At 61.4% G+C, this 24,617-nt stretch carries 26 protein-coding genes and 2 pseudogenes; 13 read left to right on the top strand and 15 right to left on the bottom strand.

Features of this window, described 5'->3' with window-relative positions; all coding sequences use genetic code 11:
* Positions 1 to 93: 93 nt before the first annotated feature.
* From LDZ27_RS27670 to LDZ27_RS27635, 8 genes and pseudogenes are all read right to left on the bottom strand, one after another.
* Entirely contained in the window at positions 94 to 762 is a 669-nt protein-coding gene (locus tag LDZ27_RS27670; RefSeq protein ID WP_008343576.1) for a hypothetical protein, read from the bottom strand.
* Positions 713 to 1,692 (bottom strand): annotated as a pseudogene (locus LDZ27_RS27665) (AAA family ATPase). The gene LDZ27_RS27670 and the pseudogene LDZ27_RS27665 overlap by 50 nt, the downstream one beginning before the upstream one ends.
* A 33-nt stretch (positions 1,693 to 1,725) precedes the next feature.
* Positions 1,726 to 3,732 carry a DDE-type integrase/transposase/recombinase gene (locus LDZ27_RS27660; protein ID WP_035472923.1) on the bottom strand — a complete coding sequence of 669 codons (2,007 nt, stop codon included), beginning with the start codon at positions 3,730 to 3,732 and terminating at the stop codon, positions 1,726 to 1,728.
* A complete protein-coding gene (locus LDZ27_RS27655; RefSeq protein WP_008343579.1) occupies positions 3,729 to 4,364 on the bottom strand; it encodes a hypothetical protein in 636 nt (211 codons plus the stop codon). The genes LDZ27_RS27660 and LDZ27_RS27655 overlap by 4 nt, the downstream gene beginning before the upstream one ends.
* A gap of 175 nt (positions 4,365 to 4,539) precedes the next feature.
* Positions 4,540 to 6,243 (bottom strand): annotated as a pseudogene (locus LDZ27_RS27650) (methyl-accepting chemotaxis protein); the annotation flags it as partial.
* 116 nt (positions 6,244 to 6,359) lie between these two features.
* The gene (locus LDZ27_RS27645; protein ID WP_008343582.1) at positions 6,360 to 6,575 is read right to left on the bottom strand and encodes a DUF3717 domain-containing protein; all 216 of its coding nucleotides are present in this window, start codon (positions 6,573 to 6,575) and stop codon (positions 6,360 to 6,362) included.
* The gene (locus LDZ27_RS27640; protein ID WP_008343585.1) at positions 6,559 to 6,960 is read right to left on the bottom strand and encodes a hypothetical protein; all 402 of its coding nucleotides are present in this window, start codon (positions 6,958 to 6,960) and stop codon (positions 6,559 to 6,561) included. Before LDZ27_RS27640 ends, LDZ27_RS27645 begins: the two co-directional genes overlap by 17 nt.
* 67 nt (positions 6,961 to 7,027) lie before the next feature.
* Complete coding sequence (locus LDZ27_RS27635) at positions 7,028 to 7,411, bottom strand: hypothetical protein (protein ID WP_008343587.1); 384 nt, start codon at positions 7,409 to 7,411, stop codon at positions 7,028 to 7,030.
* A 307-nt stretch (positions 7,412 to 7,718) separates the two neighbouring features.
* On the opposite strand from LDZ27_RS27635, the gene LDZ27_RS27630 reads away from it, so the two are divergent.
* Positions 7,719 to 7,913 carry a CsbD family protein gene (locus tag LDZ27_RS27630; protein WP_008343588.1) on the top strand — a complete coding sequence of 65 codons (195 nt, stop codon included), beginning with the start codon at positions 7,719 to 7,721 and terminating at the stop codon, positions 7,911 to 7,913.
* Positions 7,914 to 8,064: 151 nt separating this feature from the next.
* Here LDZ27_RS27630 and LDZ27_RS27625 read toward each other — a convergent pair whose 3' ends face one another.
* The 4 genes from LDZ27_RS27625 to merR form a co-directional block, all read right to left on the bottom strand.
* Complete coding sequence (locus LDZ27_RS27625) at positions 8,065 to 8,799, bottom strand: protein phosphatase 2C domain-containing protein (RefSeq protein ID WP_008343590.1); 735 nt, start codon at positions 8,797 to 8,799, stop codon at positions 8,065 to 8,067.
* Positions 8,789 to 9,499, bottom strand: a complete 711-nt coding sequence (locus LDZ27_RS27620; protein ID WP_008343592.1) for a hypothetical protein — start codon at positions 9,497 to 9,499, stop codon at positions 8,789 to 8,791. Before LDZ27_RS27620 ends, LDZ27_RS27625 begins: the two co-directional genes overlap by 11 nt.
* On the bottom strand, positions 9,496 to 10,140 hold the full coding sequence (locus LDZ27_RS27615; protein WP_008343594.1) for a hypothetical protein: 645 nt from the start codon (positions 10,138 to 10,140) through the stop codon (positions 9,496 to 9,498). Before LDZ27_RS27615 ends, LDZ27_RS27620 begins: the two co-directional genes overlap by 4 nt.
* Before the next feature lie 184 nt (positions 10,141 to 10,324).
* On the bottom strand, positions 10,325 to 10,759 hold the full coding sequence (merR, locus tag LDZ27_RS27610) for an Hg(II)-responsive transcriptional regulator (protein WP_008343596.1): 435 nt from the start codon (positions 10,757 to 10,759) through the stop codon (positions 10,325 to 10,327).
* Positions 10,760 to 10,830: 71 nt separating this feature from the next.
* Between merR and merT the strand changes: the two genes are divergently transcribed.
* The 9 genes from merT to LDZ27_RS27560 all read left to right on the top strand — a co-directional run bounded on the left by merT (position 10,831) and on the right by LDZ27_RS27560 (position 20,515).
* Positions 10,831 to 11,181 (top strand): mercuric ion transporter MerT, encoded by a 351-nt coding sequence (gene merT / locus LDZ27_RS27605; RefSeq protein WP_008343598.1) that lies wholly within the window; start codon positions 10,831 to 10,833, stop codon positions 11,179 to 11,181.
* A gap of 14 nt (positions 11,182 to 11,195) precedes the next feature.
* Positions 11,196 to 11,471: a mercury resistance system periplasmic binding protein MerP gene (gene merP / locus LDZ27_RS27600; protein ID WP_008343600.1), complete on the top strand. Its 276-nt coding sequence runs from the start codon at positions 11,196 to 11,198 to the stop codon at positions 11,469 to 11,471.
* A gap of 18 nt (positions 11,472 to 11,489) precedes the next feature.
* Positions 11,490 to 11,930 carry an organomercurial transporter MerC gene (gene merC, locus LDZ27_RS27595; RefSeq protein ID WP_008343603.1) on the top strand — a complete coding sequence of 147 codons (441 nt, stop codon included), beginning with the start codon at positions 11,490 to 11,492 and terminating at the stop codon, positions 11,928 to 11,930.
* Positions 11,931 to 11,968: 38 nt separating this feature from the next.
* Positions 11,969 to 13,648, top strand: coding sequence for a mercury(II) reductase (gene merA, locus LDZ27_RS27590; RefSeq protein ID WP_008343605.1), 1,680 nt, complete (start codon positions 11,969 to 11,971; stop codon positions 13,646 to 13,648).
* A gap of 16 nt (positions 13,649 to 13,664) precedes the next feature.
* Positions 13,665 to 14,321: an organomercurial lyase MerB gene (gene merB, locus LDZ27_RS27585; RefSeq protein ID WP_008343607.1), complete on the top strand. Its 657-nt coding sequence runs from the start codon at positions 13,665 to 13,667 to the stop codon at positions 14,319 to 14,321.
* A 33-nt stretch (positions 14,322 to 14,354) separates the two neighbouring features.
* Complete coding sequence (gene merE / locus LDZ27_RS27580) at positions 14,355 to 14,549, top strand: broad-spectrum mercury transporter MerE (protein WP_244818640.1); 195 nt, start codon at positions 14,355 to 14,357, stop codon at positions 14,547 to 14,549.
* Positions 14,550 to 14,719: 170 nt separating this feature from the next.
* Complete coding sequence (locus LDZ27_RS27575) at positions 14,720 to 15,280, top strand: recombinase family protein (RefSeq protein ID WP_244818521.1); 561 nt, start codon at positions 14,720 to 14,722, stop codon at positions 15,278 to 15,280.
* A gap of 3 nt (positions 15,281 to 15,283) precedes the next feature.
* Complete coding sequence (locus tag LDZ27_RS27570; protein ID WP_008343050.1) at positions 15,284 to 18,259, top strand: Tn3 family transposase; 2,976 nt, start codon at positions 15,284 to 15,286, stop codon at positions 18,257 to 18,259.
* Positions 18,260 to 18,694: 435 nt separating this feature from the next.
* Positions 18,695 to 20,515: a site-specific integrase gene (locus tag LDZ27_RS27560; RefSeq protein ID WP_008343052.1), complete on the top strand. Its 1,821-nt coding sequence runs from the start codon at positions 18,695 to 18,697 to the stop codon at positions 20,513 to 20,515.
* 385 nt (positions 20,516 to 20,900) lie between these two features.
* Here LDZ27_RS27560 and LDZ27_RS27555 read toward each other — a convergent pair whose 3' ends face one another.
* Positions 20,901 to 21,179 (bottom strand): hypothetical protein, encoded by a 279-nt coding sequence (locus LDZ27_RS27555; RefSeq protein ID WP_244818520.1) that lies wholly within the window; start codon positions 21,177 to 21,179, stop codon positions 20,901 to 20,903.
* Positions 21,180 to 21,836: 657 nt separating this feature from the next.
* The gene (locus tag LDZ27_RS27550) at positions 21,837 to 22,418 is read right to left on the bottom strand and encodes a hypothetical protein (protein ID WP_244818519.1); all 582 of its coding nucleotides are present in this window, start codon (positions 22,416 to 22,418) and stop codon (positions 21,837 to 21,839) included.
* A gap of 313 nt (positions 22,419 to 22,731) precedes the next feature.
* Here LDZ27_RS27550 and LDZ27_RS27545 point away from each other — a divergent pair, with 313 nt between their 5' ends.
* From LDZ27_RS27545 to LDZ27_RS27535, 3 genes are all read left to right on the top strand, one after another.
* Positions 22,732 to 23,079: a hypothetical protein gene (locus LDZ27_RS27545; RefSeq protein WP_035472786.1), complete on the top strand. Its 348-nt coding sequence runs from the start codon at positions 22,732 to 22,734 to the stop codon at positions 23,077 to 23,079.
* A gap of 216 nt (positions 23,080 to 23,295) precedes the next feature.
* Positions 23,296 to 23,553, top strand: coding sequence for a type II toxin-antitoxin system ParD family antitoxin (locus tag LDZ27_RS27540; RefSeq protein ID WP_008343061.1), 258 nt, complete (start codon positions 23,296 to 23,298; stop codon positions 23,551 to 23,553).
* On the top strand, positions 23,550 to 23,849 hold the full coding sequence (locus LDZ27_RS27535; RefSeq protein ID WP_008343063.1) for a type II toxin-antitoxin system RelE/ParE family toxin: 300 nt from the start codon (positions 23,550 to 23,552) through the stop codon (positions 23,847 to 23,849). The genes LDZ27_RS27540 and LDZ27_RS27535 overlap by 4 nt, the downstream gene beginning before the upstream one ends.
* 171 nt (positions 23,850 to 24,020) lie before the next feature.
* Here LDZ27_RS27535 and LDZ27_RS27530 read toward each other — a convergent pair whose 3' ends face one another.
* Positions 24,021 to 24,320 carry a DUF4148 domain-containing protein gene (locus LDZ27_RS27530; protein ID WP_008343065.1) on the bottom strand — a complete coding sequence of 100 codons (300 nt, stop codon included), beginning with the start codon at positions 24,318 to 24,320 and terminating at the stop codon, positions 24,021 to 24,023.
* Positions 24,321 to 24,617 lie beyond the last annotated feature (297 nt).

Here is a 24,617-nt window from a genome sequence, read left to right as displayed (position 1 = left end):
GCCAGTGCAGAGCCGTGCGCGGTCGGGCGCATAGGCTGGATTATCCCAATGCGGCATACTCTGTGGCTTTTGGAACAGCCATCTTCGTGCCGGTCAGCCGAAATAGCGCTCAAAATACCGCCGCGTGAACGCCTTGCGAAACTCGGCTTTCATCGGGCGGGCGGCGTTGGGCGTCCAGCCCTGACCACCATAGCTCGCGCGGCAATACGCGCAGCGATACGGCGTCTCCAAAAGCCTCACGTTTACCAAATGCGGCGCTTCGTAGCCGCAGCGCCGGCACGCGCTTTCCAGTGACTGGTGATGTGCCGGGCAGACGCTGATACTCTCCAACTGGTGCAACACGCTGTGGTAGCCATGGGCCATACAACGACGGCAGTGCCGAAAAACGCTGCTGCAACCGCGCCGCTGGGGCGGCGGCAGCAGCGCCGCACGCAGCGTTTTGACTGGCACGGGTAGGCTTTGATGCAACCGGCGAAGATCGACCAGGCCCAGTTGCGGCGCGATCCCCGCGTAGGGATCGATGTCCGGACCCATCAATCGCGCAACCGTGTAGCCTGGTAGAGCATTCGCTTTTTCGAATTTCCAAAGAATCGAGATAAGCGACTCGCAGGGATCAAGCCATCTCCGGTCGAAGATGTAACCGAGTGCAGGTGTCAGCTTGCGCTCGTCGAGCGTGAGGATCGGAAAGCGCGGTGCGCCGGCCAGCGCGGCGCTACGCGGCGGCGACGAGGACGCGTCCGGTTGCATGACGGGACTGAACATAGCCGCAGTGCTGCACCGCGTACGCCCATAACGCGGGTTCCGGACTGTATTCCAACCGATCCCTCAGTTCGCTTTCCTTGAGCACAATCTCGACGGCTCGCGAGAACGATTCCATCGGAATTTCCAGGCGACCCGGCAGGCTGGCCCTGTGATGTGCGTCGTCGAACGCCTGCCAGAGCACGTCAGCGTCACTGACCAGCCGGTATCCGGCATCGAAGGTCTGCGGGACATAGAAGCGCGTAAGGCTCCACGCGCTGCCCTCCGGGTACGCGGTCTCGTCGTACCCGTGCAGACATGTCGCCACATCTTCGGCGTTTCGAATGCCGGAGAACGACAGTTCCTCAACCATCAGCCGCGCGACGATCTGGGTTTTGCCAGCCACCTGCAGGGCGGTCTTTTGCGCGAGCAACTCCTGCTGGCCGACCAGAAAAGTGAACAGCTTGATCTGCTGCCGGTCGAGTGCGTCATGCACGTCGCGCAGCCACTCATACTCATTTTCGTTGTAGCGCTGCGCTTCGTCGCAAAAGAGCAGCACAGTGCCGCTGCCCGCGCGCGCGGCGGCCTCGCGAATCGTTAACGAGAGTCGCATGCGCTTGGAAGGATTAGAGCCAGCGTTCGGTCGGGATCGCCGACCGCTTCGAGCAAGTTCGCGAAGAACGGACCTTCGGCGTGCCGCGGCTTGTGTTCACACTGCGCGTGATAGCTGGTCATCTTCGGGTAGTTGCGCGCGAGCAGCAGCCTCACGTACTCGATCGCGCGCGTCTTGCCGATCCGCGACGGACCATAGATGAGCGCGCCCATAATCCGGTAATGCAGACATCGGAGCACCAGTTCGTAGAACGCCTCGATCGCCGGGGTCGCGATTCGATAGTTGCCAGTAGCTAACGGATGCAGCGACGGGTCAATCGGACGCGGTATCTGAAGCGACATGATGCCTCTCGTACAAACGTACAAACGACAGCGTTAGAAGACCTGGCCGGTGCCGATGGAAAGTTTCTTCGGCCGGACCCGGGCGCGCGGAGTAAGCTCAACGGCGGTCGCGGTTGTCGTGGCAGACCCCGTCGGTGCGCCAGTCGTGGCAGCAGCCCCGGGCTCGACTGGCTGCGCCGGACCGGCGGGCGTGCGTACCGTCGGCGCTGAGGCGAGCAACTTCACTGCACGCGCGAGTTCAGTCGCGGCCCTACGCGTCTTCTTCGCTTGGGCGAGCTTCGTTTGAACGTACACTTCGATCGGATTCGCTCCACCCGCCTCACGGCCCCGTTGCCTGCCACGCAGCTTGCGGATCTCCTGCCGCAACTTGAGGTTATGTGGTACCACGCGCCATGCCCCTTGCGCATCGAGTACTCCCAGTTCGGCACCGTCAGGCAGGAACGCACGGACGCAGCGCAGGTCGTCGGCATTCATGTACACGAGCAGGTGCCTGCCGATCAGGTGCGTGCCGGTCGCCAACACGTCGTTCGTATAACGGACGCCGTGCAGGTTGATGTGCGGACGCACGCCCTGGTCGAGATAGGCCCGCACCCGGCAGCGCCGCGCCGATTGCATCAGGCACATCGTGCGGCGATGATGCTCGGGCAACCACGAGAGCAGCACCTGTTTGCCGCGAACGAAATACTCCATCGCCTCGAGCGGAGTGGCGTTGTTCAAACCGCCATGCGGCGTGCCGTTGTAGCTCGCGATCGCGTATTCAACCAGTTCCTCGAGTTCGTCGAGCGATACATAGAGCCGCAGGTTGCCATTCGGATCGGCGAGAGCTCGGCGCAGATCGCGTGAATGCGAACCCGTGTACCCGGGCAGCCGCGACGACAACCGGCTCGCGATCGTGCCGAAGAAGCGCTCGATATACGGTCGCTCGTCCGGACAGTACGTCGGTCCCGCGTCGACCGCACAGCCGACGAATTCGCACAACGCCGCCAACGTCTCGTTCGCGAGGTTAGCCTTCGCGTTGTCGAGACGCATCCACTCCCACGTCACGTACGCCAGTTCCGGCAGCCGCTGCGAGGCAAAGCCGTCGTGAAATCCATAACCGAGGCCGTCAATGGTAATGGGCCGTGCATGATGCGGCTCGAGCGTCTTTTCGATCGTCTTGATCACGTCGTAGCGGCTGTATTCACGTGCGAGCACGAGGTGATACCCCAGCACCACGCGCGTGCACACATCGATGATCACCAGCAGCCAGACGCGCTCCATCTCGAACTCGTGTTCAAAGCCAAGCGGATCGCGTACCACTACCTTCAGCCGGACGTCGAGCCGGTGGCCGTCGAATTCCACCACCTGATAGGGACGCGTCGCGGCCGGGCTTCCCGCGCCGTCATCCCGTTGCGGCAACCCCTTCAGGTGCGAGGCGCCCGCGGACCGGGCGGCAGTGCCGAAGCTGCGCAGCATTTCCGCCCTCAGACGTAGCGATAGCGAACGAACTGCGTGGCCCGCGGTATTGAAAGGATAATCTGCCGCCGGGATACCAACCGCGCGGCACTGTCGCAGGAACTCATCGTGCAGCGATTGCAGACCCCGCAAACGCGTGCGCAACCGTCCATCGGTGTTGACCTGCTCGAGCAACACACGACGCTGCCTGACTTGCAGCAGCAACCACGCCGCGAGCGTCGGATAACGCTGGAACAACTGCGACAGTGCACCTACCGCACCGCGACTGCCGCGTTCGCCCCGCACGGTGACGGGGCTTACACGGACATAGTCGCCGACGCGCACGTGCGCCACCAGTGCGCGAAATCCATACACGCGACCGTCGGGATGCAGCGACAGCCCACGTTCGAGCCAGCGATAGAGCTGACGCCGATTGACGCCCGTCGCCAGCTCGATATCTTTGACGGACTCGCCACGAGCGTAGCGTTCGATTGCCTGCATCCCTGCCTCGAAGGCGCGTCGCTTTTCCGGGTCAAACTCCGTCCAGGCAACGTTGGGCCACGCCGCGATATCGAGCGCCTGCAACGCAGGTTTCCGGCGGCTCATTGCGGTTGCCCGGCGGCAACAAACGACGTGAGCAGCGACAACGCGTCAGTTCGAAGATCGGGAGCGCGTATACGGCCGGCGTGCAACAAGCCAAAGACCGCCGCACGCACAAGAATGGGATCGCCCGTCGAGAACTCACGCTCGATCGTGAGCAAAGGCTGTGGGCTGCCGGCGAAGCGTTCGATGGCGTTGGATAGCGACGCGGACACAAGGCGCCGCGTCGCGACAATACAGGGAAGCATGCGTTGCCAATTTTCAACCCACACGCGAGAGGCCGCCAGTTCTGCCGCCTGGACGGATCGGACATCCAGCGCACTCGCGTCGGAACCCGCTTCCGGTACTAGGTCGATCGCAGGGGCCGCATCAGTGAGGACAACTAATTCCTGCCGATCAGCGTAACGCACCCAGAAGTCCGCAAGGTACCGCTGCCCGCCGAACTGAACGAATCCGGGGCGTTCGCAAAACGTGATTGCGGCGGGGTCCGCCTCCAGCAGCACCCGTTGATCGAGCAGGGCGCGCCGGTAGAAGGTCAGGCGCCGGGCCAGCTTCGGGCTGAAGGCTTCGAGCCGGTGCGCGCCATGCGGGCGACGGGCAAGCGCGATTGGCCCCGGGATGTGCGGGGAATTTTCCATAAGATCAACAGCTTACGGACGGGATTCGAAGTCTACGTGAATTGACAAATTTAATGCGGACTTATGCGAGATGACGACTCTATTTCGTTCGGAGTGGAAACAAAGTGGTCACTTTCGAACCGCGCGCCCTTGCCACGCCGGGATTCCGCGTTGACAGACTTAATTTGCCCTACGTCTGCTGAACCATCTCGTCGAGCTGCGCCACGGCACGGTTGATTTCCTGAATGCCGCGCGTCTGTTCGTCGGCCGCGTTCGTAATCTCGCCGATGATCGTGGTTACGCTTGAGACCCGGCCTACGATTTCGGTCATCGTCTCGCCCGCCTGCTGAACCAGCGACGCGCCGGTCGACACGCTCGTCACGCTCGAGTCGATCAGTTCCTTGATCTCCTTTGCGGCCTGGGCACTACGCTGAGCGAGCGTTCGAACTTCACCGGCTACGACAGCGAATCCACGACCATCCTCGCCTGCGCGTGCGGCCTCAACCGCGGCGTTCAGCGCAAGGATGTTCGTCTGGAAGGCGATCCCCTCGATCACGCCAATGATGTCGGCGATCTTGCCGGATGCACCCTCGATCTCATTCATCGTTGAGACAACGTCGGAGACGACGGAGCCACCACGAGACGCGGCGCTCGCTGCGGTCGTCGCGGTTTGGTCAGCCTGCCGGGCTGCGCTGGCCGATTGCGTCACGGTAGAAGTGATCTCTTTCATAGAAGCAGCGGTTTCCTCGAGGCTTGCAGCGGCCGATTCCGTGCGACGCGACAAATCGTGATTGCCCGAAGCAATCTCGTTGGCGGCATGACGCACAGCCTCGCTCTTGTCGCGGATCTGCACCATCACGCCGTTAATCTTGCCGACGAATGTATTAAACGAGCGGGCGATCTGCGCCACTTCGTCGTTGCCGGTCGCCGGCAGGCGCTGGGTGAGATCTCCGCTGCCCGAACCGATGGCCTCCATTGCGTCGCGCACCTTCGCGAGTCCCCTGAAGGCCACGCCAGTGACGGCGCCGATGATAGCGGCGGCAATTGCGGCGAGCACTGCCAGCGAGAGGATTGATCCAGTCAACAGGGAACGCATCCCCGCCGTCGCTTCCGACTTGTCGAGCGCAACGAGTGTCAGCCAATTCGTTCCCGGCACTGCCCGAGCCCGTACCAGCTTCGTCGCACCATCGACGGTCGCTTCAATGGCATGCGATTGTTCCTGAGAGGCAGTGCTGATCGCGTCCGTCGTCAGTTCGTTGGAGACCTCAGTCACCGGTTTCAGTGTGAGCTTCGCATCCGAGGCGGCGACAATCTGGCCGCTACGGTCAACCAACATGCCGAAGCTTGGGGGCGTCGGATGAATCGACTTGATGTTCGCAACGACGCTGTCCATCGCCACGTCACCCGATACCACGCCCTTGACCGCGCCGTCACGGATGATCGGCGCGGAGAATGCGACCACCAGCTTGCCGGTGCCAACGTCGACGTAGGGTGGTGTCACCACCGGCTTACCGGCCTCGACCGCCTGTTTATACCAAGGCCGTCCTGTTGGGTCGTAATCGGCAGGAATACCGGTGGAATCGGAGAACTTCGCCGTCTTGTCCGCATAGCCGACATACACGTTCGTGAACCCGCCAGCGGATGCGACTTGTTTGAGGAACGGTACCGGATCAGGACTTAGCGCAGCGTCCTGAACAGAGACGATCATCTGCGTTTTCGACGTGACCCATTCCTCGATACCGGCCTCGTGTCCGGTCAGGAGGGCCGTGAGGCTGTTGTCGATAGATTCGCTGTTATAGCGATGAGCGACGCCATAATTGACGCCCGTATTGACGGCAAGTCCGCCAACGACGATAGCAACAGAGGCGGCAAGGACGCGACTGCGAATAGAAGAGAACATGTGAGCCGTGTGAGCCGTGGAAGATTTGCAATGGCTCAATTAACGGCAGACGGGCGCTCACTTGACAGGGTAGGTGTGCTGAGCTTTCCGACACGCCGTTCCGCTAGACGTACTACCTAGAAAAGCTCTTTCTGGGCGAGGGCTAGGCTCAGCGCCTCGTTCTGTTCCGGTGTGAGGCTCCGTGGCTCAACGAATTCTTGCTGGTGGAAAATCATCGAGCCATAGACATCAGCGAGGACGCGGCCGCGCGGGCAGATGGAAAAATCGTCCGTCGAAGCTTGGCGCCCCCGCCAATAGTTGATGCCCTGCTCAACGTCAGTGATCGAGTACATGCTGTGCAGTCGTCGATTTGAGATAGGCTCTCAGTTCTTCGCGGCCAGCTTGGGGATTCGCCAGCCTGAACCTGAGTGCGGCAGCGACCTCATCGTCTGTCCTCGCCGACAGCATAGTCAACTCGCTAGTGGTGAAAGCACGTTCAAGGTCGTCTCGCATATGAGACGCGCCAAACCGTTCGTAGTTCCTGATCAGGTTTCTCGCCGTTTGCTCTTTGATCTTGTGGGTGACTTCGGCGTAGTCATAGAAGAGTTGAGCAGCGCGCCTTTCGTGGTACATGGAGTTAGCCGGGTACGCGGCTCGCACTTGCTTCTTGTAGGCCAGTAGCTCCCGACCGATTTCCATCCAGTCAGACGTGTTCAGCTTCTTATACGATTCGAGCATCGTTGCGTGATCTTACAAATTTGGAAAAGACCGTTCGACCGTGCCCGCCGCACGGTCACCCGTGAGTCTAGTGCATCGACAGACGGCTCATCAGTTCATGGCGCGTAATATGGGGATCGGCTTTCTTCAGCGTCAGCGCAAGCTTCACCTCCTCGTCGCTTTTCGAAGTGAGCGCAGAAATGTCCGTAAGTCCGAACAGTCGCGTCAGCTCGGGCCTCATCTCCGACTGCCCAAAGCGCTCATAGATACCGACAGTCTGGCGAAGTACCACGCTGCTCAAATTCATCTCTGCCTTCGCAAGGTCGAGAAACATCCCATAGGCCTTGCGCCTCGCTTCCAGGTCGGTCATTCCGGCGGCGACTGACGACTCTACGATCTTGGCAGTAACGTTGCGCTGGATCTCGGCCAGTTGTCGGGCGTCTTCCCACCATTCGGGCGTGGTGAAATACATGTTTTTTCCTTTGTCACTTGTTCTTGTCGCAGATTGTGAAATGCGCACGACTGCCGCATATGGGCGCAACTGTGCATAACGGCAACCCGTTCGGATTGTTTAGCCCGCGCAGTGCAAGTGACAGGTTACGGTTCGCGTGGGAGAGTCAAGCCGACGTTCGACCAAAGGCGTCGGCGCGTGCGTCATGTCTCTCTGAGAGGCCGTTATGTTCGGCTTCACGGGTAATCCGACAGAAGAGGAAGAGGACCGGCATAACTTTTGCGCGCCTCGATGTGCCTGCGCGCTGCAGGCGAACCAGGAGACAGCCATGAATGAAGATCAGGTGAAAGGGGTCGGCGAGAAGGTCAAGGGCAAAATTAATGAGGGCGTCGGCAAGATGACGGACGATCCTGCACAGGAAGCCAAGGGCGACGCTCAGCAGGTCGCGGGTGAGGCGCGCAAAGATCTGGCCGACGCGAAGGAAAACCTGAAAGATGCGGCGGACGACGCGTCTAAGCCCTAACCGCAACGCGGATGGGAGGGCCTGAAGGCAAAGTCTAAAGCCAGCGCGCCGAGAATTACCGGCGCGCTGCTTTCTCAATGCTTCGTCGACAACGACATGCGGCAGATTGCTTGCGCGCGTCGCCGCAACTCAAAACGGCGGCGGCCCGCCGTTAGAACTCGCTAAATTTGACATACAGATTTGGCGTGCCATCGGGGAAGTGAACGGAAAACGAGCTGGAAAAGGCAGCAAGAAGGACGCTACTGTCTTCCTCTTGGCAAAATGCCAGGTCAACCGCTTCCGACGCGCACGCCAGCGCTTGCGCTTCTGGTTCGGTCGATGCCCAGAAACCGTCCGTCCCTAAAACGACGGCACTGGAAACAGCGAGGCGCCACTCTCGGTATTCCGGTTCCGCAAACCGCCGCGTCGCGAACGTTCTCGTCAGTTGGTTGCGCCCCTCAGCTTGCGCAAGGACGTCTTCATGAACAGGCGTTAGAGCCGTCGCGAGCGAGTGGATCGGCGTCTTCCAGTCGGGAGTCCCGTCCACCCCTACGAGTCCGAACCTGCAGTCTCCGGCGTGCAAGGTGAATAACACAGACTCTTCGTCGAAGCAGGCAATCATGTACGCGGCGGCCGCAGGCCCAAGCCGCAGTTGAACGATCTCTTCATGGGTCTTTCGGAGCCACAGTCTGGCCTGTTGCTCACTGGGGAGAGAACGACTTTGGACCGCCTTGTCGACGATTCGACGACATAGCTCCTGTGCGAGCGCGCCGCTGTTGGCGCGCGACGATACGCCGTCGATGACTACTGCCAGCGCGTGCGAGCGAAGGACCGCGAGGCCCGCGTAGTCATCGTTGCTGGGTGAGGTGCGTCCCTGAGAGCTGCTCCAACGGAAGTCAAACGGCATCGCTACGCTTGGCTTTAGCCAGTGTCGTGAACCGGTCAAAGAGCATCTGCGAACGTTCCATGTTTCCGTTTGTCGCAGACTGGATCGCGTATTCGAAGTCCGAGTGTTCGAGTAATCGCGAGATCGATTCAGTGACGAATTCTCGCAGCGGAGCTTCTGCCGCCGCGATCTCATACTCCAGGCTCTCGCGCCCGTCCACGAGATTGAATATGTCTTCTGCGTCGCGGCTGGCGAGAAGATCCGATGCACCTCGATTCTCGAATGCATCCAGCTTTGTGCCTAGGAAGTAAGGGGCCTGTACGACCTTGAGCTTGGCCCCTCCGTCCAACTGATGCCACTGTGCGGTAGCGAGCGATTGCGGATACCACCTGTTGGAAAATCCCAGAATCTTTTCATCCGTTGGCATTACATCGACGATGAGTTCCCCTAGTCGCCAGCGGCAATTCACATCATCGTATGGGGAGACTACGAATCCTCTGTCACGCAGCATCGCCTCGAGCTTTGCATACTCCGCGTAGGAGACGACGTCAACGACCAGATCAACGTCATCGGTCGCCCGCACTTGCTGACGGCTGTAGGCGTCAGTCAACAGCAACCCAACTACGCAACCACCGACGAACGCGACGCGATCGAGTAGGTCGTCCCCGAGCGCAGTCGAGACGGCTCCCAGCATCATCTGTAGTCTATCGAAGGTATTCATATAGACAGCATTCTCTTGCTCAGGCTCTCCGTGGCCAAAGTATTTTCCCTTGCCTTGCCGAACCTTATGGCGTCAGTCAAGGCGAGCAGCTCATATAAGACGGGGTCGGCGCGTACTGCAAAAGGCACTGACTTATGCAACGGCTCAATGCTCAGGCCGGTCGAAAGCCCTTGTGCATCTTCCCATACGTACTCATGTTCACCGGCGGTCAGCATCCTTCCCTTCAGTACCGGGGCACCGAAAGCGGTCGGGACGCCCCTTGCAAGTCGTCCCTCTTTAGCCGGGAATACATATTTCACGCCGTGAACAATGAATTCGAGCAGCTGCTTAGGCGCAGGGCGCGGCTGCGAACTTTTCAGCGACACCGATAGCAGTCCACTAGTGAGTCCCCGTTTCACGGCCGCGTTGCACTCTGACGCGCTGAGCCGTAGCGTCTGTGAAAGATCAGCGTACGTCCACCGCAATTGGCCATTGTCCGCGAAGAAGCGAGAGGCATCGATCTCTTGGCGGCCGACTTCCTCGGACTGCTCTTCCCAGCCCCTCCACGTCGACAACGGAATTCTCTCATTTGCCTTTGCTTTGCTCTGGAGCGCGAGGCTGGTGAGCTTCAACGCAACTAAAATATCTTGACTTTTTAACATTGCCCAGTTCCTCACATTCGCTATTTGCGAATAGCGAATGACCGTATCCCCCGATTAGGAAAATGTCAACGTTTGGATGAAAACTTTTCAGGTAAATCGTTGCATTTACGTGTCGGCGTCGCGGTTGCCGAAATGGGGTGCCCTCAAGAAACGGATTTTTTCGTACGTTAAGGCCGAATACCCCTTACACGGCGCCGGCGTCACTTGATTCTTCACCTCGCTGCAATGACGCAATCAACGGACACGACACGTTACCCCTGCGTGAATGGCACGCGCACACGAGTTGGGTCAGCACGGCCTCCATGCGCTGGAGATCGGTGAGCTTGCCCTGTATGTCCCTGAGCTTGTGTTCGGCGAGGCTGCTCGCTTCGTCGCAGTGCGTTCCGTCTTCCAGTTTCAGCAGATCCGCGATTTCGTCGAGGCTGAAGCCCAGCCGCTGGGCCGACTTGACGAACCGCACCCGGGTGACGTCCGCCGCGCCGTAGCGGCGAATACTGCCGTACGGCTTCTCCGGCTCCAGCAGCAATCCCTTGCGCTGATAGAACCGGATCGTCTCCACATTGACACCGGCCGCCTTCGCGAAGGCACCGATGGTCAGGCTTTCGCAACCGTTTTTCATACCGCTTGACTCCGTACATAGGTACGGAAGTAAGGTTACGCTACTCATCGGAAATCCGGAAGGGCAAGCGTATGGCGGAACCACAGAAAGGGCGCGGCGCGCTCGCTGCCGGCGGACTGGCCGCGATCCTCGCGTCGACCTGCTGCCTCGGGCCGCTGCTGCTCGTCGCGCTGGGTGTCAGCGGGGCCTGGATCGGCAACCTGACTTTGCTCGAACCCTGGCGGCCGGTTTTCATCGGCGCCGCGCTGGTTGCGCTGTTCTTCGCCGGCCGGCGCATCTTCCGGCCCGTCGCGGCGTGCAGGCCCGGCGAGGTGTGCGCGATTCCACAGGTGCGCGCCACGTACAAGCTCATCTTCTGGATCGTGGTGGCGCTGGTACTGATCGCGCTCGGTTTCCCCTACGTCCTGCCCCTGTTCTATTGAACCTGGAGTTCATCATGAAAAAGCTACTTGCTGCACTCGCGCTCACCGTCTTCGCGGTCCCGGTCTGGGCGGCCACACAGACCGTCAAGTTGTCGGTGCCGGGCATGACCTGCGCAGCCTGTCCGATCACAGTCAAACAGGCGCTTTCCAAAGTTGCCGGCGTTGAAAAAACGGATGTGCGTTTCGACCAGAGGGAAGCCATCGTGACGTTTGACGACAGCAGGACCAACGTCCAGGCGTTAACCAAGGCCACCGCGGACGCGGGCTATCCGTCGTCGGTCAAACAGTGAAACTACGGAGGTACTGCAATGTCGTTCGTCACACGCGCGGCCGATAAGGCCGGTCTGCTCGGCAGCATCGTGTCGGCGATGGGCTGTGCGAGCTGCTTCCCCGCGATCGCCAGTCTGGGTGCGACCATTGGACTGGGCTTCCTGAGCCAGTATGAAGGGTTATTCATCCGCATCCTGCTACCAGTCTTTGCCGGCGTCGCATTGCTCGCCAATTTGATCGGGTGGCTCAATCATCGGCAGTGGCGCCGTACCGCGCCTGGCCTGATCGGCCCGCTGCTGGTGCTGGCAGCCGTGTTTGTGATGCGCGCCTATGGCGAGCGCAGCGGCTGGCTGCTCTATCCCGGTCTCGCCATCATGCTGGCGACATCGATCTGGGACCTGTTCTCCCCGGCGCGCCGCGTCTGTCCCACCGATACGCGTGAACCAGGCGCGAGCAATGTGCGAAAAGGTGATCGATGACGCACCCAACCCAATCCATGGCGGAAAGGAGCAAGCCCATGATGACCTTGAAGATCGACGGGATGACCTGCGCTTCCTGCGCGGAGCACGTCAGGCAGGCGCTGGAAAAGGTGCCCGGCGTGCGCTCGGCAGCGGTCTCGTATTCCAGGTCGCTCGCCGATGTGACGGCCGATCACGGAGTCAGCCACGACGCGCTGGCTGCCGCCGTGACGACGGCTGGCTACCACACCAGGGTTGCCGACGTGCCGGCTCACTCCGCAGGTCTGCCCGACAGGGTGTTCGGCCCGGCGGGCGCTCGTGCGAAACGTAGCGGCGATGACGGCACGCTGCGGGTCGCCGTGATCGGCAGTGGTGGCGCTGCCATGGCGGCTGCGTTGAAGGCCGCCGAAAGCGGGGCTCGGGTGACACTGATTGAGCGCGGCACCCTCGGCGGCACGTGCGTGAACGTCGGGTGCGTGCCGTCCAAGATCATGATCCGTGCCGCCCATATCGCGCATCTGCGGCAGGTAAGCCCCTTCGATGCGGGGATCAGCGCAGTGGCGCCGGTGATCGACCGGCCGCGTCTGCTCGCCCAGCAGCAGACGCGCGTGGACGAGCTGCGCCACGCCAAATACGAAAACATTCTCGACACGAGCCCGAACATCAATGTTCTGCGCGGCGAGGCGCGCTTCACTGAGAGCCATACGCTCACCGTCACGCTGACCGATGGCGGCGAACGCACGGTGTCGTTCGACCGCTGCCTGATTGCCACCGGTGCAACGGCCGCGGTGCCGCCGATTCCGGGACTGAAGGAGACGCCGTACTGGACATCGACCGAGGCGCTGGCGAGCGATACGGTTCCCGCACGACTGGCCGTGATCGGCTCGTCGGTGGTGGCCGTGGAACTGGCCCAGGCCTTTGCACGGCTGGGCAGTCAGGTCACCATCCTGGCCCGTCACACACTGCTCTACCAGGAGGACCCTGCGATCGGTGAAGCGGTGACGGTGGCCTTTCGCGCCGAGGGCATCGAGGTGTTGACGCAGACCCAGGCGAACCACGTATCGCATGCTGATGGCAAGTTCGTCCTCACCACGAACCACGGCGATGTACAGGCTGACCGGCTGCTGGTGGCAGCGGGCCGCGCGCCCAACACCGGCAGTCTGAGCTTGGCAAGTGCCGGCGTGCAGCTCGACGAGCACGGCGCCATCGTGATCGACGCCGGCATGCGTACGAGCGCACCGGACATTTATGCGGCGGGCGACTGTACGAATCAACCGCAGTTCGTCTATGTCGCGGCGGCCGCCGGTACGCGCGCGGCGATCAACATGACCGGCGGCGATGCGCGGCTGAATCTCGACACGATGCCGGCGGTCGTTTTCACCGAACCACAGGTTGCAACTGTCGGCTATAGCGAAGCGCAGGCGCACCAGGCGGGTATCGAGACCGACAGTCGCACACTGACGCTCGATAACGTGCCGCGCGCGCTGGCGAACTTCGACACGCATGGCTTCATCAAGCTGGTGGCGGAAGCCGGCAGCGGCCGCCTCATCGGCGTGCAGGCGGTGGCGCCCGAGGCGGGCGAAATCATCCAGACGGCCGCGATCGCGATCCGCGCAAGAATGACCGTGCAGGACCTCGCTGACCAGCTGTTCCCGTACCTGACGATGGTGGAGGGGCTCAAGCTCGCCGCGCAGACCTTCTCGAAGGACGTTACGCAGCTCTCGTGCTGCGCCGGATAACCCACGGGGGACAACGATGAACCTTGCCCGCTGCACGGCCGAACTGGTCGAGCGCCTGACGATGGGTAACCGGTCGGAAGGCTTTGCGGATCTCTTTGTCGCGCTGCTGCGTGAACTCAGCAAGGGGGCGCCGGTTTCTCCCGCCGTGCTGGCCCTGGCGCTGGACTGGCCCGTCGGGCGTGTGACGGCTGCACTCGAACAGGCGGTCAGCACCGAGTGGGACGACGATGGCAAAGTCGTCGGCTACGGTTTGACGTTGCGTGAGACCCCGCACACTTTCGAAGTCGGCGGCCGACGCCTGTACACGTGGTGCGCCTTCGACACATTGTTTTTCCCGGCGCTGATCGACCGGACGGCCCAAGTGGTTTCGCGTTGTGCGGCCACTGGCGTGCCGGTCTCGCTTACGGTCACGCCCACGGTGATAGAGGATGTTGCGCCGGCGGGCGCGGCCGTGTCGCTGATCCTGCCGCAGGACACGCCCGACATCCGCCATGCTTTCTGCTGTCATGTGCATTTCTTTGCCTCTGCCGCCACCGGTCAGCAATGGGCCGCGACGCACCCCGGCATCGAGGTTGTGAGCGTTCACGATGCCTTCGCCGTGGGATGCGAGCGTGCCGAACGGCTGTTGCGGGCCACCTGTCTGCGAAACGCGGGGAGCACAGACCGTGCGTGACCCCACTGCAGTCGGATTGTCTCGTAGCGCCCGCTGGCGCGCCTTGTTCTGGGTGCACTCGCGGCGCTCACCTGCCCATGCCATCTACCGATCGTGCTGCTGGTGCTGTCCGGCACTGCGGCCGGAGCACTCGTCAGCCAGCATAAAGGCATCGCCGTGGTTGTGCTGCTGGCGCTCTTTGCCCTGTCGCTCACACGGGCGCTGCGCGCGTTCCGGGCGCCCCGCTGACATGTGCATCGGCGCTCTCAGCCACCGTTCGCGTCAGGCTGAGGCATACCCTATCCTGATGTCAGGGAAGCCCTGTCAGAAACGTCAGGATAGGGCCGCATTATCGATTGTTTGACGATCGATTCGGAAAGTCATAGATTTCAATCTGACATCTTTACCGGAAATCCGTCATGAACGGCCAGCGTGTCGGATATGTGCGGGCCAGCACCTTCGAGCAGAACGCCGTGCGCCAGCTCGACGGAATCGAGCTTGACCGGACCTTCACTGAGAAGGCATCGGGAAAGGACACGAAGCGGCCGCAGCTCGACGCGTTGCTCACCTTCGTGCGCAACGGCGACACGGTGGTCGTGCATAGCATGGACCGTCTAGCTCGCAATCTGGACGACCTCCGCCACATCGTCCAGGTGCTGACCAAGCGCGGGGTGCGCATTGAGTTCGCGAAAGAATGTTTGACGTTCACGGGCGAGGACTCGCCAATGGCGAATTTGATGCTGTCGGTGATGGGAGCCTTCGCGGAATTCGAGCGCGCGCTGATTCGTGAGCGCCAACGCGAGGGCATCGCCCTGGCAAAGCAACGCGGCGCTTATCGGGGGCGCAAGCCGGCGTTGTCCGACGCCCAGGTCGCCGACCTCCGCCGTCGGGTAGACGACGGTGAACGCAAAGCCCAGGCCGCTCGCGAGTTCGGAATCAGCCGCGAAACCCTGTATCAGTATCTGCGCTCGACGAGGTGAATCTTGCCCCGCCGAGAACTGCTCACCCCCGACCAGCGAATCCAGCTACTCGCGTTCCCCGCGGATGAAAGTGAGTTGATCCGCATGGCCACGTTGTCAACGGAGGACTTCGCGTTTGTTCGACAGCATCGAGGTGGCCACAACCACCTCGGCATCGCGGTGTTGATGGTCTACCTGCGCTATCCAGGCCGGGTGCTGGGACCTGCCGAGAAACCACATGCGCCGATCATTGGAATCGTCGCGGCGCAACTGGGCGTTACGCCGGCGGTGTGGGACGTGGACGCTGCGCGTGACGAAACGCGCCGGGAACATCTGCAGGAGCTCCTGGCCCGGCTGGGTCTGGTGCAATTCAGTCGGCAACACTATCGCGAGCTGGTCGAGCTGTTATTACCGCTCGCGATGCAGACCACGCAGGGCATCGTGCTTGCACAGGCTGCCGTTGACGAACTCCGGCGTCGGCATGTGCTGTTGCCTCCGGTACCTGCGCTCGAGAAACTATGCGCGGCCGTTGCCACACGTGCACAGCGCGAAGTGCACCGCCTGCTGACGACGCCGTTATCAGGTGAGCAGCGCTCGGCTCTCGACCAACTCCTGTTGCCGCTCACCGATCGCCCCGTCAGTAAGCTCGCCTGGTTACGGCAATCGCCGGGCGAGCCCAGTGCGAAAGCCGTTCTCGCACATATTGAGCGCTTGCAGGCAATTCGATCGCTCGGTCTGCCGGAAGGAATTGGCCATACGATCCATCAGAACCGTCTGCTTCGTCTGGCACGTGAAGGCGGCCAGACTGCTGTCTACCAGCTCGAGGAATACGAAACCGATCGACGTCACGCCACGCTAGTGGCGATTCTACTCGACACCGCCGCGACGTTGACCGATGAGATCCTGAATCTCCACGATCGGCTCATCGGATCCTTCTTCACCAAGGCCAAACACAAATACGAAAAGCGCTTTGCAGCCGATGGCAAGGCTGTCAACGACAAGGTACGCCTCTATGCAAAGGTCGGCGCAGCACTTATCGCGGCGAAGGAGGCCGGCGAGGATCCGTTCCGGGCGATCGAGGCCATCGTGCCGTGGGATGCGTTTACAGCGAGCGTGCGGGAAGCGGAACAACTTTCTCGCGACGCGGAGTTTGACTCCATGGCATTGCTCGTCGACCACTTCACGCAGTTGCGGCGCTATTCTCCGACGTTCCTTGAAACCTTCGATTTCCGCGCGGCGTCGGCACGTCAGGACCTGATGAACGCGATTGAAGCTTTACGCGAGATGAACCGGAGCAACGCCCGAAAAGTGCCGGTCGATGCGCCAACGGCCTTCGTCAAACCGCGTTGGGGGCGGTTCGTGTTTAAGGAAGGCGGCATCGATGGCAGGTTCTACGAGCTTGCCGCGATGAGCGAATTGAAGAACGCGCTTCGTTCGGGCGACGTATCGGTTATCGGTAGCAGGCAGTTCAAGGATTTCGACGAATATCTGATACCCCGTGCAACGTTTGACGATCAACATCGCGAGAACCGACTCGGGCTGGTCGTGGAGGCTTCGGCGACCGCCTATCTCGACGAGCGATTCGCCCGCTTGCGCGAGGCGCTTGACGAAACGGCACGGCTCGCAGCGGCCGGCGAGCTAACCGACGTTGAACTGAACGATAAAGGACTCAAGATCACGCCGCTTGACGACGCAACCCCGGCGGCGGCCGACATACTCGCGCAGCAAGTCTACGACCTTATGCCGCGCGTAAAGATCACAGATCTGCTGCTCGAGGTCGATCAGTGGACCGACTTCACCCGGCACTTCACCCATCTGAAAAGCGACTCGGAGCCGCCGGACCGGACACTGTTACTGACCGCGCTCCTTGCTGACGCATTTAACCTCGGGTTGGAGAAAATGGCCGATGCCTGTCCAGGCACGAGCGTGGCCAAACTTTCGTGGCTGGTGGCCTGGTATATCCGCGACGAGACCTACCAGAAGGGGTTGGCCGAGCTAGTCAACTATCAGCATGGCTTGCCTTTCGCGGCATATTGGGGCGAAGGCACGACCTCGTCATCGGATGGTCAGCGGTTCCGCGCCGGTGGGCACGGTCAAGCCTCAGGATATCGCAACGCAAAGTATGGCAACGAGCCCGGCGTGCTGTTTTATACGCACATCTCCGACCAGTACGCGCCGTTCCACACCAAGGTCATCAATTCGCCGGTGCGTGATGCCACCCACGTGCTCGATGGCTTGCTGTATCACGAGTCGGAGCTGCGTATCGAAGAACACTATACGGACACCGCTGGTTTTACCGATCACGTGTTTGCGCTATGCCACTTCCTGGGATTCGAGTTTGCGCCGCGTATTGCCGATCTGGCCGACAAGAATCTATATGTGCCGGGCAAGGCAGGCGACTGGCCAGCGCTGTCGTCGCTGATTGGCGGTTCGATCAATCGGGAACTGATCGAACGGGAATTCGATGACGTGGTCCGCCTGGCCGCGTCGATCCAACAAGGCACCGTGACGGCGTCGCTTATCTTGCGCAAACTCAGCGCGTATCCGCGCCAAAACGGCCTCGCTATCGGCTTGCGTGAACTCGGCCGCATCGAGCGCACGCTGTTCACGCTGAAATGGCTCCAAGACCCGGCATTGCGCCGCCGTGTGTCTGCCGGACTGAACAAGGGCGAAGCCCGCAACTCGCTGGCACGGGCGGTGTTCTTCTATCGGTTGGGCGAGATACGGGATCGTTCTTACGAAAACCAGCGATACCGGGCCAGTGGCCTGAACCTTGTGGTAGCTGCAATCACGCTGTGGAACACCGTGTATCTGGAGCGGGCGATCGCCGCCTCTCGGCAGCAGCGGGAGATCGACGAAAGCCTTATCCCGCACATCGCGCCACTGGGCTGGAATCACATCAACCTGACGGGCGACTACGTGTGGCACGCCAACAAACGCGTCGCCAAAGGCCGATTCAGGCCGTTGCGCGCCGCGAAAACGACCTGCGCGAAGGCTTAACGTACGAAAAAATCCCTTTCTTGAGGGCACCCCGAGATCTTCTTTTTCCACGACCTCGCACCCCGTAACCGCCACGGCCACCAGCACCACTCCGGCTGCGGCGGCTACCAATCTCGGCGGCAAGCGCGGGCTCATGCCAAAAAAGGCAGTCGCTAAATGCGCCGCTGCGCCGCTGCGCCGGGCAGGCGGCAAGGGCTATACAGTCGCCCAGCAAACGCTGGGCAGTGCGGGTTGAACGAGCCCGCGCCAACCAGTTAGTGAGGTGGCCCGGATTTGTGTCGGCAGGCTGAACGACGACCTTCGGGGGGCGTCCTCTCCCCATCCTAATCCTGATAACTCGTATTATCAGGATTACGTTTAATGGGTAAAATTGGGGGGTAGGGCGCCTACGCCCCGTCCCGACGGGCCTCCGAACAACGACAAGAAGCCGCCGCCATGGCCAACAAGCCGCAAATCGTCACGAAAAGCCGCGCCGCGTACACGCGCAATCACTTCGCCGCGTTGCGGGCGTTCGTTCAGCGCGTGCCCGCCGCGACGATCACGCGGCTGTATTTCTCCGAGGACGACGATGGCAACGAGGCGACGCCCGGCTGGGTCGAGTCGTTCCTGCGGCGCATGCAGGCGGAGTTGGTCGAGCTGGCGCTCGAGCACGGCTCGTCGGTGCTGGCTGATCACCTGAAGTCCTCGGCCAAAGCGCACGGCAGCGCGAAGCTGACGGCCGTGACGCTCAAGATGGTCGAACAGGCGGCGCTGTTGGCCGTTGCCAAGCCTGAACCGACGCACGGCGTGGGCATGTGGTTCCGGCCGCTGGTGGCGCGACGGCTGAAAGACGCGGGTATCGGCACACTGGCCGAACTGGTGGACTTCTGTAACCGCCGAGGCGGCAGTTGGTGGCGGGCGGTGCCGCGCATCGGACCGGGCCGCGCGCAGCGGGTCGTTTCGTGGCTGCGACGGCATGAGGCCGAACTCGGACTGCATGTCGAGCCCGACGTCGTGCTGGACGATCCCCTGCGCGCGTCCGAGGCGGAGATTGTCACGCTTGATACGGATTCGCGCACCCTCGTACCCCTTGAACGCCTGAGCTTGGCGCACGAACTCGCAGGCGGGAACGGCGTGAACCGCCACAGTAGCTTTCCGTACATCCGGGCGAGCCACGATCTTGATGCCGTGCGGGCGTACCTCCATCATTACCGCGATCAACCGAAGACGCTCCGCGCGTATACCAAGGAACTGGAGCGCTTCCTGCTCTGGTCGGTCACCGTCAGGCGCAAACCGCTGAGTTCGCTGCTGGCCGACGACTGCGAGGCCTACAAAGACTTTTTGCGCGCGCCCGCGCCCGATTTCGTGGGTCCTCGTGTGTCGCGAGCCAGCGGCCGCTGGAAGCCGTTCGCGACCACGGAACTGAGCTTGGAGAGCCAACGGTATGCGGTGCGGGCGTTGCGCGCGGCTTTCGCGTGGCTCGTCAACGTACGCTACCTCGCCGGCAATCCGTGGACGGCCGTCTCCGACCCCATCGTCGTCCAGCGGGAGGACCTGATCAAGGTTGAGCGCGCCCTTCCGCCCTCGCTGTGGCAGCGCATCCGCGCGCACATCGACGCGCAGTGCGGCCGGGAAGACGGCGCCTATTGGCGCTCGACCCGCGTTGCGCTCCTCCTGAGCGGCGACTCGGGCCTGCGTCGAGAAGAGCTGGTCAACGCGAGGCGCGAGGCGATGTCCCCGACGCATCACGGCGACGACGAAGAAACGGTCTGGCAACTGTCCGTCGTGGGCAAGCGCAACAAACAACGGACAGTTCCGGTCAGCCCCGCGACGATTGCGGCGTTGACGGCGCATTGGCGGGATCGCGGGCTTGAGTTCGAAGCGGCAAAGGACGGCCCGCTGCTATCGACGCTCTATATTCCTCGGACAACGCGAGGCCAAAAGAAGTACGCCGACGGCACCGCCCTCGCCTACCACGTCGACGGCATCAATAAGATGATCGAGTGGGCGATGAGGCGGCTGATTGCCGAGATGAGCAAAGACTTGTCTGTGGAGGAAATCAAGCTACTGGCGGGCACCTCGCCACACGCTTTTCGCCATACGTTCGGCACGCACGCGGCAGCCGAGGACGTCCCGCTCGACGTCGTCCAAAAGATCCTGGGACATGCGTCGCTCCAGACGACGTCGATCTACGTGCAAGCGGAGAAGCAGCGGATGTTGCGCGAAGCCGCGCAGTTCTACCGCAGGCCGAAGCCCGACGAACGTGCGACTGACTGAACTAAGCTCTTCCCGCATAGATGGCCTGCTGCCGGCCGCTACCAGTACGCCCCTGTAGATGGATGAGTACACAACCGGGGGCTTCCTCCGGCGTCCGGTGCCTGAGCGAGCCTCGCAGGGTGCGAGTCGGATACATTCCATCTGCAAGAGTCGTTGACCCGTTCCGCACTGAATTCGGCCGCCTGCGCCTTACGGCCGCAAATGGCGGCACCCTGGTGCGCATCGGCACAGCGCCCTTCCTAAGTACCCACGAGCGGCAAGGGCGTCGCGTGCGCGCGGTCCTCGCTAATCCTTCGCTTCCGTGCGGTGCATAGAACAAGCGTCGCCGGCAGCGGCCAGCTTCTTCGTGCATCGATCGCGGGTTCGTCCTAGCGCAGTCGCTTGGCTAACCGCCATGTTCCATGCACTGAATCGCCAGCCTGACGCCCACTGTGCTCGCACGGTCTGCTGTGATCTGGTCGCGCAACGGCTGCGGCGTATCTCTGTCATCGGTGCGCGGCCACTCCCTGCGCAAGTCGTCGGCACGACGGATCTCGTGCGCGATCGCCTTTCTGACGGCCGCGCTACCCGCCAACTCGGCGATTAATTGGTCAGCGGTCTTACCGGTGCGTTCCAGGCGGTCAAACCATGTCGCCACGCCGCTCGATTCGATGTAGCAATTCATGCCCCGCTGACTGTGTGGTACGGGCAACGGTTCTGCAGCGACTGACGCTGAAATGAGTGACGCGAGCGCCACTATGCAAAAGGTCCGCACGTCAGCCCCCTTTGCCCGGCGTAGCCGGCTTTTGTTCCGCGGAGCGATGATGTGCGTGCCCGAGCACAGGCCGAGCCCCGTGGTGGCGAATCGCGTCGTCTATCCAATGCCCGATCAGCGCAATCGCTGGAAGGCCCCATACGACGAACAGGATCGCCCGTCCGAAGCGCGAGCCGCGCTGGACGACGATGATCTCACGTTGGACTACTTTCTTTTCAAACACTCTTTTCCCCGTTGCCGCACGCTTTTGTCAGCGAGTCCGATCCTGCCCTTGTCGGAGGGGCTGTTAGTTTCGCACTGCCGTCCTCGCCAATCGTTGCGGTTCCTCCGACTGCAGAGCTTGCGTCTTTCAACCTTGTGAGATCCCAACGACATGCGGGCCCGCGCCAATTTCCTGTATCACCCGCGTTCTGCGACGGCCACGACGCGCCCCGCGTGCTGGATGCGCGTCGGCGTGGCTTTCCACTCATCGGCAAGCGTCGGTGAAGGCGAATACGCATAACGCTAGCAACATGCTCGGGATGCACCGGACGCGGACATCAAGCGCCCTGACTCACGCAACGGACGTCACATGCGAGGCTGCGTGCTGTGCGCCTCATCGTACAGCTTCGAATATGTCCCGGTGATCCGCGGGTCCTGTAGCTCAATTTTGGTTTGTGCGAGAGATAGACGACCGTGGTCTTGGTCGCAGAGTGCTGGATTCGAACTTTGAACGCACCAGTCCAGCGTTCCAGAATTGATGGTGGGCGGACCATATTTCGCGAGGGCTGCGGCCTTCATGCGGTCGGAGTTCTCACGAGAGAAAGGGACCTCGTAGGTAACGTTGCTGGCTGCAGGAGGAGCGGCGGGATCCCGGCTTACTACTGTGAAGCTGACCGACAGGTTCTCTCCGTTGGCTCCGTAGCTAACGGACTGTATGACCGGCTTGTTGCCGACAACAAAGTCGGCTTGCGAGTAGGTCTTGAGCTTAGTGACTGGCACGCCGAAATGCTGGGCGATCTTGGATTGCACCTGTGACGGCGACATCCCGAGCTTTATTCCAGCAACGTCTAATGACGAAGCGTCGCCCGCCATGACACGGGGCGCCAATGATGTAAAGAGCGCTGCAGCAATAGCGGTCTTCCAGAAACGGTTTTGACGATTGTTCAAAGCGTACTCACAGATATGCGTGACGAGTAAAACCTGCGATCAACGGGGAGCATGACTTCCGGCGCGATCGCTTACCTACTATCGGCAACGGAACCGACTTCTAAAGCCGGCCGACGCAACATTGCGAATCCACTCGTCGTTGTGGCGAAGCCGCAGCGCCGCCAGTGAGACAAACTGCCCATGCCCCTGCTATGCCGAGGACTGTCCCGAACGGCGCTGTCCACGAGAATCTTGGCGAAGCGTTAAGACGCTATCACCTCCAGGAGCCGACATGGCCAGCAGCAACAAAAAGACGCGCTCACCACTTCACGCGATGAGTCTCACCGGGTTGCTCACAACGGCGATCGGCATCAGTCTCGCCAGCGCGTCCATCAGTGCATCGGCGCATGTTAGCGTCGGTGTCGGCTTTGTCGCCGCGCCCGTTTATGCAGCGCCGCCGGTTTATGTGCCGCCGCCCCCGCCCGTCTATACCGCGCCTCCGCCGCCGGTCTATTACGCCCCGCCACCTCCGCCGGCAGTGGTCTACCAAACCGTGCCTGCACCGGTCGTCTACGGCGAAGACTGGCGTCAACGCGAATGGCGCGAGCACGAATGGCGCGAGCGTCGGGAATGGCGGGAGCGCCAAGAGTACGAGCGGCGCCGCGCGTACTACGGCTACTGAGCCTATGAGCCGCTGATAGGACGACGATTGCGATCGGAGGAGCGTCTCCTCCATGGTCCTGCCCCCGGACATGGAATTAGCCCGCCCTTTATGGGGCGGGCTTTTTTCTTCAAGCTCGCTATGGGACTGGCCAAGAGCCAGGGCTTCAAAAAGGCCTCCAACCCGCTTGATAATAGTTGATAAGCGTTGCACTATTAGCACCGACTAGGAGGAACCATGATTAGCGCAGACCTTGGACAGCAGCTTGAGGGCTACATTACGAAGCTCGTTGAGTCAGGACGCTACGGCTCGAAAAGCGAAGTACTCCGCGAAGGCGTGCGACTGATTCAGGATCGCGAGACGCAGCTTGCCGCGCTAGATACCGTGATTGAGCGGGGCATCGCCGATTCAGACGCCGGTCAAGGAAAAGCCGCCGAAGAGGTGTTCGACCGGCTCGAAGCCAAGTATCAGGCGATGGTGAACCGCAAGGCATGATTGTTCGCATCCTGCCTGGCGCCGAGGCCGAGCTTGAGGCCATCGGCGACTACATCGCCCGCGACAACCCTCGCCGTGCCTTGAGCTTCGTTCGCGAGCTGCGCGACAAGTGCATGAGTCTCGCAGACATGCCCCTCGCCTACCCGCTCGTGCCTCGCTACGAACATCGCGGCGTGCGACATCGTGTTCACGGCAGCTACCAGATTTTCTACCGTGTCACCGGGCACCCCGAGCGCATCGACGTCATTCACGTCCTGCATAGCGCCCGCGACGTCGCCGCTATCCTCTTCCCGTAGACACACGAAGAAGTCGAGAGCGCAAAAAAAGCCCAGGACCTCGCCGGTGCTGGGCAAGCCATCGGCTATGCCGGTGGCGGAGGTGCTAATAAGCAAACTGGCCGTCTGCGGTATCCCGGCAGCGGCCAGTTCTCTAGTACCTAGCGCGAGCTACTTGGCTCGCTCGGTCGATTAGTGACCGAAATAAACGGGAGCGATGCTATTGCCGGTGTGAGCCGGGCCGCCCGACGCCGATGCAGTGTCGGCGACGCCACCGTAGCTATTCTGGCCGTTCTGTGCGGCGACCTTTGCTTCGGCAGCTTGGATTTCTGCCGGGTACGTCGTCCGCTCCGTGCTCGGGTTGTAACCAGCATGTTGGAGCTGCACAAGTTCTGCCTTAACTTGCGCGCGCGTCACTGGTTGGCTTTGCGCGAAAGACGAGACTGCGGGGACAGCGAGTGCAGCGGCGACGATAAGAGTTGCGAGTTTCATGATGCTTACCTCCAGATCTTTGTTCTTCGCAAACAGCCCTGTTTGCGTTTCAGTGATCTCAGTTTAGGTAAGCGTCCGCTTAAGATTAATGAGCGAGTGAACAACAGATTATTGCCGTATTAGGGATAACCCTATAGCCGTCTTTCGACACAGGCGTTTTGACTTGCACCGTTTGGCCGGGCAGCGACATCGTTTCAAACTGTCGCGGTGATGCGGCCGTGTACTTAACCAGAAAGACGACCGTGGTCTCGGTCGCAGAGTGCTGGATTCGACCTTTGAACCGGCTGTCCAGGGTGT

The organism is Caballeronia sp. Lep1P3, assembly GCF_022879595.1.
Lineage (GTDB): Bacteria > Pseudomonadota > Gammaproteobacteria > Burkholderiales > Burkholderiaceae > Caballeronia.
This window is presented reverse-complemented; position numbering and strand designations above follow the sequence as displayed.

What these genes read in the sequence shown, in the direction of transcription:
- LDZ27_RS27670 (WP_008343576.1), bottom strand. Translation starts at nt 762, where the DNA reads ATGTTCAGTCCCGTCATGCAACCGGACGCGTCCTCGTCGCCGCCGCGT.
- LDZ27_RS27660 (WP_035472923.1), bottom strand. Translation starts at nt 3,732, where the DNA reads ATGAGCCGCCGGAAACCTGCGTTGCAGGCGCTCGATATCGCGGCGTGG.
- LDZ27_RS27655 (WP_008343579.1), bottom strand. Translation starts at nt 4,364, where the DNA reads ATGGAAAATTCCCCGCACATCCCGGGGCCAATCGCGCTTGCCCGTCGC.
- LDZ27_RS27645 (WP_008343582.1), bottom strand. Translation starts at nt 6,575, where the DNA reads ATGTACTCGATCACTGACGTTGAGCAGGGCATCAACTATTGGCGGGGG.
- LDZ27_RS27640 (WP_008343585.1), bottom strand. Translation starts at nt 6,960, where the DNA reads ATGCTCGAATCGTATAAGAAGCTGAACACGTCTGACTGGATGGAAATC.
- LDZ27_RS27635 (WP_008343587.1), bottom strand. Translation starts at nt 7,411, where the DNA reads ATGTATTTCACCACGCCCGAATGGTGGGAAGACGCCCGACAACTGGCC.
- LDZ27_RS27630 (WP_008343588.1), top strand. Translation starts at nt 7,719, where the DNA reads ATGAATGAAGATCAGGTGAAAGGGGTCGGCGAGAAGGTCAAGGGCAAA.
- LDZ27_RS27625 (WP_008343590.1), bottom strand. Translation starts at nt 8,799, where the DNA reads ATGCCGTTTGACTTCCGTTGGAGCAGCTCTCAGGGACGCACCTCACCC.
- LDZ27_RS27620 (WP_008343592.1), bottom strand. Translation starts at nt 9,499, where the DNA reads ATGAATACCTTCGATAGACTACAGATGATGCTGGGAGCCGTCTCGACT.
- LDZ27_RS27615 (WP_008343594.1), bottom strand. Translation starts at nt 10,140, where the DNA reads ATGTTAAAAAGTCAAGATATTTTAGTTGCGTTGAAGCTCACCAGCCTC.
- merR (WP_008343596.1), bottom strand. Translation starts at nt 10,759, where the DNA reads ATGAAAAACGGTTGCGAAAGCCTGACCATCGGTGCCTTCGCGAAGGCG.
- merT (WP_008343598.1), top strand. Translation starts at nt 10,831, where the DNA reads ATGGCGGAACCACAGAAAGGGCGCGGCGCGCTCGCTGCCGGCGGACTG.
- merP (WP_008343600.1), top strand. Translation starts at nt 11,196, where the DNA reads ATGAAAAAGCTACTTGCTGCACTCGCGCTCACCGTCTTCGCGGTCCCG.
- merC (WP_008343603.1), top strand. Translation starts at nt 11,490, where the DNA reads ATGTCGTTCGTCACACGCGCGGCCGATAAGGCCGGTCTGCTCGGCAGC.
- merA (WP_008343605.1), top strand. Translation starts at nt 11,969, where the DNA reads ATGATGACCTTGAAGATCGACGGGATGACCTGCGCTTCCTGCGCGGAG.
- merB (WP_008343607.1), top strand. Translation starts at nt 13,665, where the DNA reads ATGAACCTTGCCCGCTGCACGGCCGAACTGGTCGAGCGCCTGACGATG.
- LDZ27_RS27575 (WP_244818521.1), top strand. Translation starts at nt 14,720, where the DNA reads ATGAACGGCCAGCGTGTCGGATATGTGCGGGCCAGCACCTTCGAGCAG.
- LDZ27_RS27560 (WP_008343052.1), top strand. Translation starts at nt 18,695, where the DNA reads ATGGCCAACAAGCCGCAAATCGTCACGAAAAGCCGCGCCGCGTACACG.
- LDZ27_RS27555 (WP_244818520.1), bottom strand. Translation starts at nt 21,179, where the DNA reads ATGAATTGCTACATCGAATCGAGCGGCGTGGCGACATGGTTTGACCGC.
- LDZ27_RS27545 (WP_035472786.1), top strand. Translation starts at nt 22,732, where the DNA reads ATGAGTCTCACCGGGTTGCTCACAACGGCGATCGGCATCAGTCTCGCC.
- LDZ27_RS27540 (WP_008343061.1), top strand. Translation starts at nt 23,296, where the DNA reads ATGATTAGCGCAGACCTTGGACAGCAGCTTGAGGGCTACATTACGAAG.
- LDZ27_RS27535 (WP_008343063.1), top strand. Translation starts at nt 23,550, where the DNA reads ATGATTGTTCGCATCCTGCCTGGCGCCGAGGCCGAGCTTGAGGCCATC.
- LDZ27_RS27530 (WP_008343065.1), bottom strand. Translation starts at nt 24,320, where the DNA reads ATGAAACTCGCAACTCTTATCGTCGCCGCTGCACTCGCTGTCCCCGCA.